We start from the raw sequence: 14671 nt of genomic DNA on the forward strand, positions 1-14671 counted from the left end.
GTCCGCTGCTTTCCATCACCATCGCGAACAAGGCTGAGGCGACCGCTCCGCCCATCGGCCCGCTAAACGGCCGGTGAGAGGTGAGCGCAAGACCTTCCAGTACGAGCACAATTCATGAGCCATCCGAGCGTCGATCCCCACGAGACCCTTCCAATCGTACCCACGACATCCGGCGCTGACGTGCCGGCCTCTGACCGACGTCACGCCGATGTGGAGATGGCACGCGTTCTCGGGACCGCACCGTTTCGAATGGCTTTGGATGCCAGCGGCGCCGGGATCGCCCACTGGAAGCATGAACCCTTACACGACGTCGTCGAACCCATGAGCCACCACGTCATCATGGCATACAACGGCGTGACCCAGCACATGGAGCGGCGGACCGGAAGATCGGTCGCGAACGGGACATTTCGCCCCGGGGTGCTGATCATCATTCCAGAGGGATCGAGTTCCCGCTGGGATATCCCGAAACCTGTCGACGTCGTCCAGCTCTATCTTCCCCACGCAACGCTGAAGCGCGTTGCCGACGAAGCCGCGGCTGGCACATCCACCGACCTCCTAGAGCGAACGGCGCATCCCGACCCCATTACATCCCGATTGCTCCTGAGCGCGGCCAGCGTGCTGGAAGGCAATCGGACACTGGACGCATTGTTCAGGCATCAATTGACTGACCTCCTGGCGACGCGCCTCCTGGCCGCGCACACCAGCTCACCAACGACACTCCAGCCGACCATAGGTGGGCTCTCGCCGAAAGTCCTGTTCCGTGCCATCGAGCGTTTGCGCTCTGACAGCGAGGCGGACGTCTCCCTCGATGCCCTAGCTTCCGACGCCGGGCTGTCGCGCTTTCACTTCTGCCGCGCGTTCAAGGAAAGCACCGGACTTTCGCCACTTGCCTGGTTGCGGCAACACCGGCTCGAGCAGTCCATGAACCTGTTGCGCGACACGGATGCATCCGTCGTATCGGTGGCGATGGAGCTTGGCTACGCGTCCCAGACGGCCTTCGCGGCGGCGTTCAGGCGACTGACCGGGGAGACGCCGAGCGATTGGCGACGACGCGTGCGTTAGCGAAACCCCTCCCGCTGTTGATGACCTGCCTCGGAAGGCGAGACAGCTCCATGACCAGACCAATCCCGCAGGATCCTTTGGAGGCTTTGCTCGTCGCTCCCGGCGCGGGCCACGATGCCTCTTCGAGCGTCGAGCGGCGCCGCGCCGACGTGGAGATGGCGCGCGTCCTCAAGACCGCACCGCTTCAAATGGCTTCGGACCCTTCCAACGGCGCCATCGCGCACTGGAAGCATGGGGCTCTGCATGACGTGGTCGAGCCCATGACCGACCACGTGATCATGACTTACCCGACAGGCGTTCAACGGCTCGAGAGGCGCAATGGGAAATCGGTCGCGATTGGGACGGCGCGGTCCGGAGTTGTGACGATCATACCGGCCGGTTCAAGCGCCAGATGGGATATTCCTGGCTTTGTCGATGTGATCCAACTCTATCTTCCGCAGGCCGCGCTCGCACGCATTGCTCACGAGGCCAACACGCCTACTCCTGGCGATCTTCTCGAACGAACGGGGCATCCAGACCCGGTCGTATCGGGGTTGCTGATGAGTGCGGCGGACGTGCTGGAGGGCAACGCGGCCTTGGATCACCTGTTCAGGCAGCAACTGACGGATGTTCTGGCCACACGCATCCTTGCTGAGCACACCGGCGAGCCATCCACGTTCAAGCTGGTCATGGGCGGGCTGTCGCCACATGCTCTGCGACGGGCGATCGAACGTCTGCGCTCGGACAGCGACACTGACGTGTCTCTCGCGGTGCTGGCATCGGATGCAGGGCTCTCGCGATTCCACTTCTGTCGTGCGTTTAAGGAAAGTACCGGGCTTTCGCCTCATGCCTGGCTGCGCCAACAACGGCTCGACCAAGCCATGAACATGCTGCGCGATACGGACGCATCGATCGCGGCGATCGCCGGACAGCTTGGCTACGCTTCGCAGACTGCGTTCGCTGCGGCGTTCAAGAAATTGACCGGCGAAACGCCAAGTGATTGGCGACGGCGCATGCGGTAGCAGCAATTGCTCTACAGGCACCGCAATCGCGCTGGCGCAGCAGCAGATTCGATCCGCTAGACAGTCAAGGTCCCTAACGCTCCCAACAGACGGAGACAAGCGATGACCTCGAAGACCTTCGTCAGCCTCCTCGTAATCCCTCCGCGGCGGAGGCTCGCTGCAACGACAATCATGTATGGACTCTCCTTGGCGGTTCGCTTCACTTCTGCAACCGGCGAGGAAGTGGAAATCCCACCGCGGTCCCTGCAAACGACGACCCCAGTGCTGTCCGTCATGACCACCGATGACACACGCCTTCCCTATGCCAACTGGGGCGGCCCAAATGCTACCGAGCCGCTCTTCTTTCGCCGGCGATGGGCCACATCGATGTCGAGTTGCCCCTCCCCTTAAAACCTAACGATTTCGTTTCACGTCTTCGCGTCGACGACCACACCAAACCGCAAGCACAGCGGCGGCGGCGACGCGCCTATGCGCGAAGATCAACCAGAGGAGAAGACCACATGCGACTAGTCATCATCGGAGCCGGCTTCGCCGGCATGTACGCCGCACTTTCAGCTGCCCGCCTGCGCGACATCCAGGGCGCCTCGCCCGACGAACTCGAGATCGCCCTGATCGCACCGGAACCCACACTGGTGGTTCGCCCGCGGCTCTACGAAGCGAAGCCGGAAACGCTGACCGCGCCCTTGCTGGACGTACTCAAGTCCATCGACGTCGTCTACGTGCAAGGCAGCGCGGAAACGATCGATACCAAGTCCCGCATGGTGCAGGTTTCGACCGCAGCGGGCACCCGAAAGACGCTCTCCTATGACCGACTGGTCGTCGCCACCGGCAGCCGGCTTTTCCGCCCGAATATTCCAGGCCTTGCCGAGCATGGTTTCAGTGTCGACTCGCTCGATGATGCGATCGCCCTCGACAGGCATCTGCACAGCCTGGCCGACAGGCCGGCCAGAAACGGACGCGACACCATCGTCGTTGCCGGCGGCGGCTTCACCGGCATCGAAGCCGCCACCGAGATGCCCGGGCGACTTCGTGCCATCCTCGGCAAGGAAACGAGGCCGCGGGTGATCATCGTCGAGCGCAACGGCGCGATCGCTCCCGACATGGGCGCAGGCCCCCGTCCCGTCATCGAGGACGCCCTCCGCAAGCTCGGCGTGGAGACCCGGGTCGGCGCCGGCGTCAGTTCGCTCAATGAAACCGGCGTCACGCTTTCGAACGGTGAGCGCATCGAAGCGGAGACCGTGGTCTGGGCGGCGGGCATTCGCGCAGCGCCGTTGACCCAGCAGATCCCGGCCGAGCGCGACAATTCTGGCCGACTCCTGGTCGATCAGGATCTGCGTGTGACATCGGTGCCCGGCGTCTTTGCAACCGGCGATGCCGCGAAGGCTGCGTGCGACGACGCCGGCAACTTTGCCTTGATGTCCTGCCAACACGCCACCCGAATGGGCGCCTTCGCCGGCAACAATGCCGCTGCCGAGCTCCTTGGCGTCCCGACCAAGCCGTACCACCAGAAAGCCTACGTCACATGCCTCGACCTTGGCGAGGCTGGCGCGGTCTTCACGCGCGGCTGGGAACGGAAGGTCGAGATGATCGGCGACGTCGCCAAGAAGACCAAGCACGAGATCAACACTGTGTGGATCTACCCGCCGCGGGCCGAGCGTGCCGCCGCACTCGCGTCTGCCGATCCCGAGCACGTCACCGAGGTCTGAGACCGTCGAGAGATACGGCCGCGCTTCCGACCTGGAAGCGCGGCTCCCTCGCCATCGACCAAACTGGAGCCACCCCCGATGAAACCCGAGACCGTGCGCACGACGGCGTTCGCCATGCCGCTGACCAATCCAGCTTTTCCGCCGGGTCCCTACCGCTTCGTCAACCGCGAATACTTCATCATCCAGTACCGGACGGATCCCGAGGCGTTGCGTCGGATCGTACCGGCGCCGCTCGAGGTGACCGAGCCGGTGGTGAACTACGAATTCATCCGCATGCCTGACTCAACAGGGTTCGGCGACTACACCGAAAGCGGCCAGGTCATCCCGGTGTCTTATCAGGGGCAGGTTGGCAGCTTTACCCATCAGATGTTCCTCAATGATCATCCGCCCATCGCCGGCGGGCGGGAGCTGTGGGGATTTCCAAAGAAGCTGGCGCAGCCAAAGCTTGCGGTCGAGATCGATACGCTGGTCGGCACCTTGAACTACGGCTCGGTGCGCATCGCAACCGGCACCATGGGTTACAAACACCGCGCCCTCGACATCGACGCCGAGGCCAGGAGGCTCACTGCGCCCAATTTCCTGCTCAAGATCCTGCCGCATGTCGATGGCTCAGCGCGCATCTGCGAACTGGTCCGTTACCACCTCGAAGACATCACCGTGAAAGGCGCCTGGACCGGGCCGGCGGCGCTGGACCTGCATTCGCATGCCCTGGCGCCCGTCGCCGAACTTCCGGTTCTGCAGGTGCTGTCGGCCAAACACCTCGTGGCCGACCTGACGCTCGGTCTCGGCACCGTGGTCCACGACTACCTGTCGCCCGAGGCGACCGCACGGCAACCCAGATCCAGATCCGAAATCCTCATTGAGGCAAACGCCGGCTGATCAGATCAGCCGCAACGTCGGGAGATTCGAAATGCTTAAGGTCACGCGCGAGCCAAACATGCCTGTGTCGCAACAATCGAGGCCGCGGCCCTATGACGTGGTTGCCCTGGTCCTACAAGGCGGCGGAGCTCTCGGCGCCTATCAGGCCGGGGTCTACGAAGGCTTGCACGAGGCCGGCATCCGGCCAAACTGGTTGGCCGGAATTTCGATCGGAGCCCTAAACACCGCCATCATCGCAGGCTCGCCTGAAGGCGAGCGCGTGCGGCGGCTGCGAGAGTTCTGGGAGACCATCTGCGCGTTTTCGATCGAATGGCCCGCAGGCGAAGGACTGGCCAACGCCTTACCTTTTGCGTTCGACATCACCTCGATCCGCAACGCGCTGGCGGCAGCGAGGGCGTTGGTCCAGGGCCAGCCCGGCTTCTTCAAGCCGCGTTTCCCCTCGCCGCTCTGGTCGCCCTTCTCGGGTAACGCCGCGACCAGCTTTTACGATACGGCACCACTGCAACAGACGCTGGAACGGTTCGTCGACTTCGACCGGCTGAACTCGGGCGAGATGCGCGTCAGCGTCGGCGCAGTCAACGTCCGCACCGGCAATTTGATCTATTTCGACACCGACGAACGTCGGCTGGGGCCGAAGCATTTCATGGCGTCCGGCGCGCTGCCGCCCGGATTCCCCGCCGTCGAAATCGAAGGAGAGCACTATTGGGACGGCGGTGTGGTGTCGAACACGCCTCTTTCCCGCGTCCTGTCTGGCGAGCCTCGTGACACGCTGACGTTCCAGATCGATCTCTGGTCGGCCAGGGGCCGCGTTCCCTACGACATGATGGAGGTTTCGAGCCGCCAAAAGGACATCCAGTATTCCAGCCGAACCCGCAACGTGACCGATCAGGTCCTGCGGATGCAGAAGATGCGTCGGGCCCTGCAGCGGACGATCGAGAAGCTGCCGGAAGCCGAGAAACGAGATCCGGAGATCCGCGACATCGCCGAGATGGCGCGCGAGCGCGCCTACAATATCGTTCACCTGATCTATCAGACCAAGATCCATGAGGGACATTCGAGGGATTACGAGTTTGGGCTGAGCGCGATGCGCGCGCATTGGCAGAGCGGGCTCGACGACATTCGCCGCACGCTGGCCGATCCACGCCGCCTGGACCCGCCATCTCCCGATCTCGGCATCGTGACCCACGACGTCCATCGTCGTGATTGAGACTCAGCGCCGCCCGCAGCTTCCGGAGAGAGCCATGTCGACCCTTTCTTACGCCTCCGAACCAAAGACCAAAGCCCAATATTCTCCTTCTCGTCAGGCGATCCGGCGCGCCGCGCTCGCGCTCGCCGCCGCGCTCGGCGTAGCCGGGGCTACGGTCTACGGCCACTATTATGTCACGGCCGGCCGCTATCTGGAGACGACCGACGACGCCTATGTGAAGGCGGACTCCACGATCATCGCGCCCAAAGTCTCCGGCTACATCGCGGAGGTTCTCGTCGCGGACAACGAGCCGGTGCAGTCCGGCCAGGTGTTGGCGCGGATCGACGACCGCGATTTCAAGACCGCGTTGAAGCAAGCCAAGGCGGATGTCTCAGCATCCGAGGCCGCGGTCAAAAATCTGAACGCACAGATCGAATTGCAGGAGCCGCTCATTCAACAGCAGGCAGCCGAGGTCGACGCGACCGAGGCCAACCTGAAATTCGCCCAGCAAGAGCGCGCCCGCTATGACGATCTCATGAAATCGGGTGCGGGCACCATTCAACGGGCCCAACAGACCGACGCAGCGTTGCGCTCGCTGATCGCACAATTGCAGCAAGGCAAGGCGGGATTGATCGCCGCCAACAAGAGGATTGAGGTGCTCTCGACTCAACGCGCCCAGGCTCTCGCACAGCTCGATCATGCTCGCGCGCTGGAGCAGCAGGCGACCCTCAATGTATCCTATACGCGGATCACGGCGCCGGTCGACGGCACCGTCGGCGCGCGCACATTGCGGGTCGGCCAATATGTCCAGGCGGGCACGCAGCTCATGGCAGTGGTTCCGCTCAATGCGGTCTATGTGGTCGCAAATTTCAAGGAGACCCAACTCACGCACGTGCGCAATGGGCAGCCGGTCGAGCTGCGCGTCGACAGTTTCCATGCGACGAAGCTGAAGGGCCATGTCGACAGCCTATCGCCAGCGAGCGGCCTGGAGTTCGCCCTGCTGCCTCCTGACAACGCGACCGGCAACTTCACCAAGATCGTGCAGCGCGTACCGGTGAAGATCGCGCTCGACGACCAGAGCCTGAACGGCCTCCTGCGCCCCGGAATGTCGGCGGAGCCGACCGTCAACACCAAGTCGGCCGTTCTCGCCGAGCGCGAGGCCGAGAAACGGCTCGCGTCACGCGGGGGCAAGCCCCGCAGCTGACGAAATGTAGGCAGACAGCCATGACGACACTGCAAACGACCATCAACGCCGTCCCCGCTGGCGAAGCGGGGCCGCCAGCCGCGGCTCCCACCGTCTCGGCGAGAACCTGGCTCGCGGTGAGCGGAGCGACGCTGGGCGCTTTCATGGCGGTGCTCAACATCCAGATCGTCAATGCATCCCTTGCCAACATTCAGGGCGGGATCGGCGCAGGCATCGATGATGGGGGGTGGATCTCGACCTCCTATCTGATCGCCGAGATCGTCGTGATCCCCCTGAGCGGGTGGCTTGCCCAGGTGTTCTCGGTCCGCACCTACCTCCTCACCAACGCTTTCCTCTTCCTGGCGTTCTCGGCAGCCTGCGCGCTCGCCCAGAACCTGCCGCAGATGATCGTGCTCCGCGCCGTACAGGGCTTTACCGGCGGCGTGCTCATTCCCATGGCGTTTACCCTCATCATTACGCTGCTGCCGAAGGCGAAGCAGCCGATCGGCCTGGCGATGTTCGCGATTTCCGCGACCTTCGCTCCGGCCATTGGGCCGACCATCGGGGGCTATCTCACTGAAAACTTCGGCTGGGAGTACGTCTTCTACGTCAACGTCGTCCCGGGCGCGATCATGATCACCATGCTCTACGCCTCGCTCGAAGCGACACCCATGCGGCTGCGCCTGCTGCGTGAAGGCGATTGGGCCGGCATCGCCACGATGGCGATCGGGCTCGCGGCGCTTCAGACGGTGCTGGAAGAAGGCAACAAGGACGACTGGTTCGGCTCGCCTTTCATCGTTCGGCTCGCGATAGTCGCGGCGGTTGCGCTGGCGCTATTCCTCGCGATCGAGCTGACCGTGAATAAGCCACTGCTGAACCTGCGCATCCTGTTCCGGCGCAATTTCGGCTTCGGCGTCCTGGCGAATTTTCTACTGGGCGTATCGCTGTATGGCTCCGTCTATGTCCTGCCGGTCTACCTGTCGCGCATCCAGGGCTACAACTCCGAGCAGATTGGCATGGTGCTGGCATGGACCGGCCTGCCGCAGCTCGTGCTTATCCCGCTGGTACCTCGCCTAATGCAGCGGCTCGATCCGCGCCTCGTGATCGGAGTCGGCTTTGTGCTCTTCGGCGGCTCCAACTTCCTGAACATCTACATGACCAACGACTACGCGGCTGATCAGCTTTTCTGGCCGAATGTCGTCCGCGCGTTTGGTCAGGCCCTCGTCTTTGCGCCGCTCTCGGCGGTGGCCACCGCTGGAATCGAGCCCGAGAATGCCGGGTCCGCGTCCGCCTTGTTCAACATGATGCGTAACCTCGGCGGCGCGATCGGCATTGCCGCCCTTCAGACGTTGCTGACCAAACGCGAGCAATATCATTCCAACGTCCTGACGCAATCGGTCTCGATGTTCGAGCAAGCCACCCGTACTCGCCTCGACCAACTCACGCAATATTTCATGAGCCATGGCGTGATCGACCGCATGGATGCCACCCACCATGCCTATGTCGCGATCGGCAAGATCATCCAGAAGCAGGCCTTCATCCTCGGTTTCAGCGACACTTTCTATCTGCTTGGCGTCTCGCAGATCGTTGCGCTCCTCGCGGCGCTGATGCTCACGAGGCCAGAACGTATCGAAGCCGGGGGCGGGCATTAACTTCATTCGCCGTCAACGAAACCACCACGAAGCACAAAAGGAGCTCCCATGTTGAAGAATAAAGTAGCTATCGTCACCGGCTCCACCAGCGGCATTGGGCTCGGCATCGCCAGGGAATTGGCCAGGCTCCGCGCCAACGTCGTGTTGAACGGATTCGGCGACCTCGTCGAGATCGAAGCTATCCGCAGCGGGCTCGAGCGCGAGCACGACGTGCGTGTCGTGTACGACGACGCCGATATGTCGAAGGGCGATTCCGTGCGCCGACTTATAGCGGCCACGATCGAGACTTTCGGGCGTCTCGACATTCTCGTGAACAATGCCGGCATCCAGTTCACCGCACCGGTAGATGAATTTCCGTCTGCCAAATGGCACGCAATCCTGGACATCAATCTGTCCGCCGCATTCCACGGCATCGCCGCCGCGATCCCCCAGATGAAGAAGCAGCGCTGGGGCCGGATCGTCAACATTGCATCGACGCACGGTCTCGTCGCCTCCGCACACAAGGCAGCTTATGTTGCAGCCAAGCACGGGCTCGTTGGCCTGACCAAGGTGGTTGGCCTGGAGACAGCCGGCAGCGGCGTGACCTGCAATGCAGTCTGCCCTGGCTGGGTGCGGACACCCCTGGTCGAAAAGCAAATCAGCGACATGGCCGCGCAAAAGAACGTCAGCCAACAAGACGCTGCCAAGGCGCTCTTAGGCGAGAAGCAGCCGTCCTCGGAATTCGTCTCACCGGAGCAGCTTGGAGGCACCGTGGCCTTCCTGTGCTCGGCCGCGGCTGACCAAATCACGGGCACAACGATCTCCGTCGATGGCGGCTGGACTGCACAGTAGCCAAACGGCCAGCCCCCCCTTCAAACCGGAATGTGGAGTCTATCATGGATAAAGAACAGAAAGTCGCTATCGTCACCGGGGCATCGCAGGGTATTGGAGAGGCCCTGGTAAGGGCCTATCGAGATCGCAATTTTTGCGTCGTCGCCAATTCCCGCTCGATCAGACAGCCGTCTGATCCGGATATCCTGGCAGTAGCCGGGGACATCGCCGATCCGAACACCGCGGAACGCATCGTATCGCAGGCGATGCATCGCTTCGGCCGCATCGACACACTCGTCAACAACGCCGGCATTTTCGTCGCCAAGCCATTCACCGAATATACGGACGAAGATTATGCCAATCTGCTTGGGATCAATCTCGACGGCTTCTTCCATATTACTCGGCGCGCAGCCAATCACATGCTGAAGCGAGGATCCGGGCACATCGTTCAGATCACGACCAGCCTCGACGAACATGCGGTCAGCCGCGTGCCATCGGTTCTGGCGGCTCTCACGAAGGGCGGCTTGAATGCAGCTACGAAGTCGCTCGCGATCGAATATGCGAGCAAGGGTATCCGCGTGAACGCTGTGGCTCCCGGCGCTGTCAAGACGCCGATGCATGCACCCGAATCGTACGACTTCCTGGCCAAACTGCATCCGATCGGACGGATGGGAGAGGTACGCGATGTTGTCGATGCGGTGCTGTATCTCGAGGGTGCCAACTTCACGACCGGCGAGATCCTGCATGTCGACGGCGGACAGAGCGCCGGACATTAGAAAGGCGGGCATCCGGGGGCGAGGCGCAGCAACTTTCGGGGTTTCATTTCAATGGCGATTGTCGGCCGAACAGTTCGATCCTATCTTGAAGCTCAAACGCGCGAGGCGGCACTGGACTTGGTTGCGTTGGCAAGCGGCCTGTTATTTGTTCATGGACAGACCACAGAGCGGATGGTAGACGCCGCCGAACGCTCTGGGCGTGTCGGCGAGAGTGCTTCCGGATTGGGATAAGCTGCGTCGAGCCCGAAGGAAAATCTGGATCCCGGATAGACCCCGCAAAGCCGCTCTGCGTCGACGTGAAATCACTTCCACTGTAGGACGGCTGTGCGAGTGCTCCCTATGGGTCGAGGACGTACGGCCGGCATTGTTGCTGGCTGGGGGCCCGCCACCAGTTTCCGTACTGCACTTCGTGTCGTTCGCAGCCATCGGCGTGGCACCGCTATCGGCATCGGAATTGGTGGGAACGGATCGCGGGACAAGCCAAGAGAGCGCAATACCGATCACAAATCCTGCGGTTTGAGGAAACCTCATCCCTCGGCAGCACAGATCGTCCAACACATCACCAGAGCGTAAGCAGCCCGCCCCCATTGGACCAAGGTTCAAATGGGCTGCGTCCACATCTAGCGAGCATCAGGGCCGATCGGTCCAGGCAGCATCGATCTCCACGATGCCGGCGGCCTCGAACAGCCCCTTCATGCCACCAACGTCGTACAACGTCTCTCCCCCGTCGAGCCGCCGCTTGATCTCCGCTTCCTTGGCCATTCGCGCCTCGGCATTGCGGACTGCCGCCTCGACATGCGAGGGCGGGATCGCCATGACGCCGTCGGCGTCCCCGACAATGAGATCGCCAGGATTGACGGTCACCCCCGCCATGACCACGGGGACATTGACCGCGCCGGGTCCGCGCTTGCCGGGATAGGACACCGAGACATGGGAGGCGAACACCGGAAAGCCCATCTCGGTGATCTGCACCGTATCGCGGGTCGCACCGTCGATCACGGCGCCGCCGAGCTTCCTGATCCGGCTGTAGTAGCTCGCGATTTCTCCCCACAGCGCGCCCTGCGGAGAGCCGCCATTGGTCAGAACGAGAATATCCCCCGGCTCTGCGACCCGGAAGGCCGCATGGAGCATGAGATTATCGCCTGGAAAATTGAAGGATGTGACGGCTTGGCCGCAGACCCGCGCAGTCGGGAACAGCGCACACATTTGCGGCTGCATCAGGCATTGCCGTCCTATGACCGGGCCCAAGCCTTCATGCAGGTCAGCGACGTTGATGCCTCGCGCGCGCTCAATGAGGACCGGATCGAGACGGGGAATTCGCTTGTAGACGACGGATTGCACTGTGATGTCCTTTCCGGATTATTGGAGGGCCGACGCCGGCGCGCCGAGCTGCTTTGAGACCATCATGTTGAGGACGCGCCGAACCGTCGCGAGATCGGTATCGGGAATGCCCTTGAACAAGATGTCCTCGTTGGCGCGCGCATGCGCCACGATTGCCTGAAGACGTCCTTCGCCCTCAGCCGTGAGCCGCACCTGACCCCGATCATCGACAGCGACGAGCCCCAACGACATGAGCGATTCCAAGAGATTACGGCTGGCGTTGAAGTCGAGGAACAGCTCCGGCATCAGATCGTCGAGCGTGCGGTCGGGCGATGTCGCGGCAGCGCGCAGGAGCCGCGCCTGCATCAGTGTGAGCCCGAGCCCCTCCATCTGCCGCCCGCGCTCCAGCCGCGAGGCAATGGCGCTGTAGGCGCGGATCATCAGGTTGGACAGGACGCGCTCCTCGCCATTATCCGAGCATTCCGCGTTCCTACCCGCAACGAAGGTGCGCATATCGGGATGCTCGGCGGAGACGGCATAGCCGCCCTTCACGAACAGCAACGGCCGTCGTTCGTAGCGGGAGTAGCGCAGGACCTCGCCGATGAGAATGAGATGATCACCGCCATCATAGGTCTGGCGACAGACACACTCGAACGAAGCGGCCGCAGTTGCAAACAGCGGTGCATCGCCCTCTCCTGCGAGACAATCGAGCTCCCTGAACTTATCCGGACCGGAGCGCGCAAAGCGCTGTGACAGCTCGATCTGGTCTTCGGCTAGGATGTTCACGGCGAAATGGGAGCAGGCCGTGAACGCCGCGAAACTCTTGCTCTCGCGGCGGATCGACCACAACACCAGCGGAGGGTCGAGCGAGACCGAGGCGAAGGAGTTCGACGTGAGGCCGAAGCGTTCGCCATCAACCGAAGTGGTGATGACGGTGACCCCGGTCGCGAATTCGGCAAGGCTGCGACGAAAGCCGTCCGTCTCAACGCGAGGGCTTCCGCTCTCGATGGGCGATCTCATGGACGAGCTCCCTTCAGCCGTGCAACCCATTACCAACTCCGCTCCCTATGCATGCCGATTCAAACCGTGGTCACCCGGATCTGGATACCCCGTCGCAACGACCGATGATCAATCGTCGCGTCGATCCATTCTGAGAAGCGGCGCCGAATTTCACTCAAGAGCCATTGCGCAGCCGGTCCGGGCGGCTGCTCGATCTTGTGGACGGCGTAGAGCGGGAAGCGGAGCGGCTCGCCATTGTGCGCGGCGAGCTTCAGCTCCGCGAGCTCGCCGGAGGCGAGATACTCCTTGGCAAGATGGGTCGGCATGGCGCACCAGCCGAACCCGTTACGCACGAAGTCCAGACGGCTGAACTGGTCGATGAAACTCCAGGTGCGCGTTCCCATCACGACGCCGCGGTAGCGCTTGGTACGGTCGACCATTGTCAACTGAACATGCTCTTCCAGCGCGGATTGCGGGATCAGCCCCTCGATTTTCGCCAACGGATGTCGGGCGGATGCAACAAGGGAGATCGGAACGTCGCCGAGAAACTCCATCTGGAATCCCGGCATTCCGTCGAGCGCGGTCGAATAGATCGCCAGCCGCGCGTTGCCTTCAAAAAGCGATTGCTCGGGCGCGCCAAGCCCTTCGGCTAGCAGGTTCACCGAGACGAGAGGAAAGCGTTCGCGAAACGCGCGCAGGCTTTCGATCAGTACCGTACTCGGAAACACCTGCTCGATGGAGAGACTGATCTCCGGCTCGGCCACGGTCGCCATGTTCTTCGCCCGCGCACGCAGCGCGTCGGTGCTGCTGATGATGCGGCGCGCGTCCTGCACGATCGCCTCGCCGGACTCCGTCAGCCGCGGCAGCTTGCTCGAGCGGTCGAACAGCTTCAGCTCGAGCGCGTCTTCGAGCGATTGGATCGACTGACTGACGGCAGACTGAACGCGATTGACCTTTCGGGCCGCCGCGGAGAAGTTGCCGGTGTCCGCGACGGCGATCAGCATCTGGAGTTGATCGAATGTCACCCTGGAGAGCATGTTCCACCTAGCCCAATGATTTTCTGTGGGCCCCGCAGGCCCTTTCATCAGGTTAATGAAACGATCTGCGCGGATTTCCATCAATATATCTGATAGTGGAAGAATATATCCACCCTCCCGGAATGTCCGCGTACCGAGCTTGCGGTGGGTTGCTTGGCGGCTGGTGACATGTCGCCCCGAGCTCCCCGACTAAGTTTCGAACCGGTAGAGGCGGGCCGGATTGTCCGAGAGGATCGCCTGGCGGGCACCGGGATCAGGGGCCCAGCCCAAGAGAAGATCAAGGAGGTCGGCGTCGTCGGGCATGGCCTCGGCCGCCTCGGTCGGATGCGGCCAATCTGATCCCCACAGCAGACGCTCGGTTCCTTGCGCAACCAGCGCTTGGGCGATCGGCGCAACATCCTTGTAGTCAGGCCCGCTGCCGTGGGCGATGTGGTAGGCGCCGGAGAGCTTCACATAAACGTTGTCGCGCGCCGCGGTACGTAGCAGCGACCTGACGGCCGGGTGCTCGATCGGCAGCGGCCGGGCGTATCGACCCATATGGTCGATCACCACTGTGCAAGGCAACCGCGCGATCAGATCCTCATGATCGGGAAACTCCAGTCCGTCGAACTGAATCTGGAGATGCCAGCCGGTGCCGCGGATGCGCTCGGCCATGAACGGCACGTCCAACCATTCGGTGACGCTGCCCCGCATCTGGTGATAGCGCAGCCCGCGCGCGCCGCTCTGCCAGAACTGCTCCAGCTCGCTGTCGGTCACGGCGGGCGGCACCGTCACGACCGCCCGCGCGTTGCCGCCGATTGCGGCCACCGAATCGAGCGTGCAACGATTATCGAAGCCGTAGGTGACCGGCTGCACGATGACCGTTCGTTGCAGGCCGAGGCGCGCCTGCACCTTGCGATAGTCGTCAACGCTAGAATCGGACGGGAAGAGCCAGGCCTTCGAGGATGCCGGATACGCCCTATTATAGATGTGCATATGCGTGTCGCAGGCGCCGGCCGGCGTCTTTAGATCTGGATTTCGTCCTGGCAAATCGTTCGACATCTTGAAAGGACCCATCGAT

14 protein-coding genes are annotated in these 14671 nt (G+C 62.5%); 10 read left to right on the top strand and 4 right to left on the bottom strand.

The annotated features are described in order from the left end of the window. The first annotated feature begins 114 nt into the window (after nucleotides 1-114). From ACWAT4_RS25205 to ACWAT4_RS25245, 9 genes are all read left to right on the top strand, one after another. Nucleotides 115-1062 carry a helix-turn-helix transcriptional regulator gene (locus ACWAT4_RS25205; protein ID WP_212425647.1) on the top strand — a complete coding sequence of 316 codons (948 nt, stop codon included), beginning with the start codon at nucleotides 115-117 and terminating at the stop codon, nucleotides 1060-1062. A gap of 50 nt (nucleotides 1063-1112) precedes the next feature. Then, entirely contained in the window at nucleotides 1113-2063 is a 951-nt protein-coding gene (locus ACWAT4_RS25210; protein WP_212425646.1) for a helix-turn-helix domain-containing protein, read from the top strand. A 500-nt stretch (nucleotides 2064-2563) separates the two neighbouring features. Further along, nucleotides 2564-3769 (top strand): NAD(P)/FAD-dependent oxidoreductase, encoded by a 1206-nt coding sequence (locus ACWAT4_RS25215; protein WP_212425802.1) that lies wholly within the window; start codon nucleotides 2564-2566, stop codon nucleotides 3767-3769. A 78-nt stretch (nucleotides 3770-3847) separates the two neighbouring features. After that, the gene (locus ACWAT4_RS25220; protein ID WP_212425645.1) at nucleotides 3848-4648 is read left to right on the top strand and encodes an acetoacetate decarboxylase; all 801 of its coding nucleotides are present in this window, start codon (nucleotides 3848-3850) and stop codon (nucleotides 4646-4648) included. Between the two features lie 31 nt (nucleotides 4649-4679). Then, the gene (locus ACWAT4_RS25225; protein ID WP_449728325.1) at nucleotides 4680-5855 is read left to right on the top strand and encodes a DUF3734 domain-containing protein; all 1176 of its coding nucleotides are present in this window, start codon (nucleotides 4680-4682) and stop codon (nucleotides 5853-5855) included. A gap of 34 nt (nucleotides 5856-5889) precedes the next feature. Next, nucleotides 5890-7038 (top strand): HlyD family secretion protein, encoded by a 1149-nt coding sequence (locus ACWAT4_RS25230; protein ID WP_212425643.1) that lies wholly within the window; start codon nucleotides 5890-5892, stop codon nucleotides 7036-7038. 20 nt (nucleotides 7039-7058) lie between these two features. After that, nucleotides 7059-8669, top strand: coding sequence for an MDR family MFS transporter (locus tag ACWAT4_RS25235; RefSeq protein WP_212302457.1), 1611 nt, complete (start codon nucleotides 7059-7061; stop codon nucleotides 8667-8669). A gap of 48 nt (nucleotides 8670-8717) precedes the next feature. After that, nucleotides 8718-9500 (top strand): 3-hydroxybutyrate dehydrogenase, encoded by a 783-nt coding sequence (locus tag ACWAT4_RS25240; RefSeq protein ID WP_212425642.1) that lies wholly within the window; start codon nucleotides 8718-8720, stop codon nucleotides 9498-9500. Between the two features lie 44 nt (nucleotides 9501-9544). Then, complete coding sequence (locus ACWAT4_RS25245; protein ID WP_212443902.1) at nucleotides 9545-10255, top strand: SDR family NAD(P)-dependent oxidoreductase; 711 nt, start codon at nucleotides 9545-9547, stop codon at nucleotides 10253-10255. 630 nt (nucleotides 10256-10885) lie between these two features. Here the strand turns inward: ACWAT4_RS25245 and ACWAT4_RS25250 are convergent. Next, complete coding sequence (locus tag ACWAT4_RS25250; protein WP_449731260.1) at nucleotides 10886-11473, bottom strand: RraA family protein; 588 nt, start codon at nucleotides 11471-11473, stop codon at nucleotides 10886-10888. Here ACWAT4_RS25250 and ACWAT4_RS25255 point away from each other — a divergent pair. Next, nucleotides 11378-11653, top strand: coding sequence for a hypothetical protein (locus tag ACWAT4_RS25255; RefSeq protein WP_249154343.1), 276 nt, complete (start codon nucleotides 11378-11380; stop codon nucleotides 11651-11653). The two genes, ACWAT4_RS25250 and ACWAT4_RS25255, sit on opposite strands and share 96 nt — an antisense overlap. Here ACWAT4_RS25255 and ACWAT4_RS25260 read toward each other — a convergent pair. The 3 genes from ACWAT4_RS25260 to ACWAT4_RS25270 all read right to left on the bottom strand — a co-directional run bounded on the left by ACWAT4_RS25260 (nucleotide 11615) and on the right by ACWAT4_RS25270 (nucleotide 14667). Then, nucleotides 11615-12595, bottom strand: coding sequence for a flavin reductase (locus ACWAT4_RS25260; RefSeq protein ID WP_212425639.1), 981 nt, complete (start codon nucleotides 12593-12595; stop codon nucleotides 11615-11617). The two genes, ACWAT4_RS25255 and ACWAT4_RS25260, sit on opposite strands and share 39 nt — an antisense overlap. A 59-nt stretch (nucleotides 12596-12654) precedes the next feature. Beyond that, nucleotides 12655-13611: a LysR family transcriptional regulator gene (locus ACWAT4_RS25265; RefSeq protein WP_283816216.1), complete on the bottom strand. Its 957-nt coding sequence runs from the start codon at nucleotides 13609-13611 to the stop codon at nucleotides 12655-12657. Nucleotides 13612-13800: 189 nt separating this feature from the next. Then, nucleotides 13801-14667, bottom strand: a complete 867-nt coding sequence (locus ACWAT4_RS25270; protein ID WP_449728326.1) for an amidohydrolase family protein — start codon at nucleotides 14665-14667, stop codon at nucleotides 13801-13803. Nucleotides 14668-14671: the final 4 nt, after the last annotated feature.

Source organism: Bradyrhizobium sp. T-1, assembly GCF_053592855.1.

Coding starts and splice junctions, on each gene's coding strand:
- ACWAT4_RS25210 (WP_212425646.1), top strand. CDS start 1,113: ATGACCAGACCAATCCCGCAGGATCCTTTGGAGGCTTTGCTCGTCGCT.
- ACWAT4_RS25255 (WP_249154343.1), top strand. CDS start 11,378: ATGGAGCATGAGATTATCGCCTGGAAAATTGAAGGATGTGACGGCTTG.
- ACWAT4_RS25235 (WP_212302457.1), top strand. CDS start 7,059: ATGACGACACTGCAAACGACCATCAACGCCGTCCCCGCTGGCGAAGCG.
- ACWAT4_RS25270 (WP_449728326.1), bottom strand. CDS start 14,667: ATGGGTCCTTTCAAGATGTCGAACGATTTGCCAGGACGAAATCCAGAT.
- ACWAT4_RS25215 (WP_212425802.1), top strand. CDS start 2,564: ATGCGACTAGTCATCATCGGAGCCGGCTTCGCCGGCATGTACGCCGCA.
- ACWAT4_RS25230 (WP_212425643.1), top strand. CDS start 5,890: ATGTCGACCCTTTCTTACGCCTCCGAACCAAAGACCAAAGCCCAATAT.
- ACWAT4_RS25265 (WP_283816216.1), bottom strand. CDS start 13,611: ATGCTCTCCAGGGTGACATTCGATCAACTCCAGATGCTGATCGCCGTC.
- ACWAT4_RS25205 (WP_212425647.1), top strand. CDS start 115: ATGAGCCATCCGAGCGTCGATCCCCACGAGACCCTTCCAATCGTACCC.
- ACWAT4_RS25250 (WP_449731260.1), bottom strand. CDS start 11,473: ATGCAGCCGCAAATGTGTGCGCTGTTCCCGACTGCGCGGGTCTGCGGC.
- ACWAT4_RS25240 (WP_212425642.1), top strand. CDS start 8,718: ATGTTGAAGAATAAAGTAGCTATCGTCACCGGCTCCACCAGCGGCATT.
- ACWAT4_RS25260 (WP_212425639.1), bottom strand. CDS start 12,595: ATGAGATCGCCCATCGAGAGCGGAAGCCCTCGCGTTGAGACGGACGGC.
- ACWAT4_RS25245 (WP_212443902.1), top strand. CDS start 9,545: ATGGATAAAGAACAGAAAGTCGCTATCGTCACCGGGGCATCGCAGGGT.
- ACWAT4_RS25220 (WP_212425645.1), top strand. CDS start 3,848: ATGAAACCCGAGACCGTGCGCACGACGGCGTTCGCCATGCCGCTGACC.
- ACWAT4_RS25225 (WP_449728325.1), top strand. CDS start 4,680: ATGCTTAAGGTCACGCGCGAGCCAAACATGCCTGTGTCGCAACAATCG.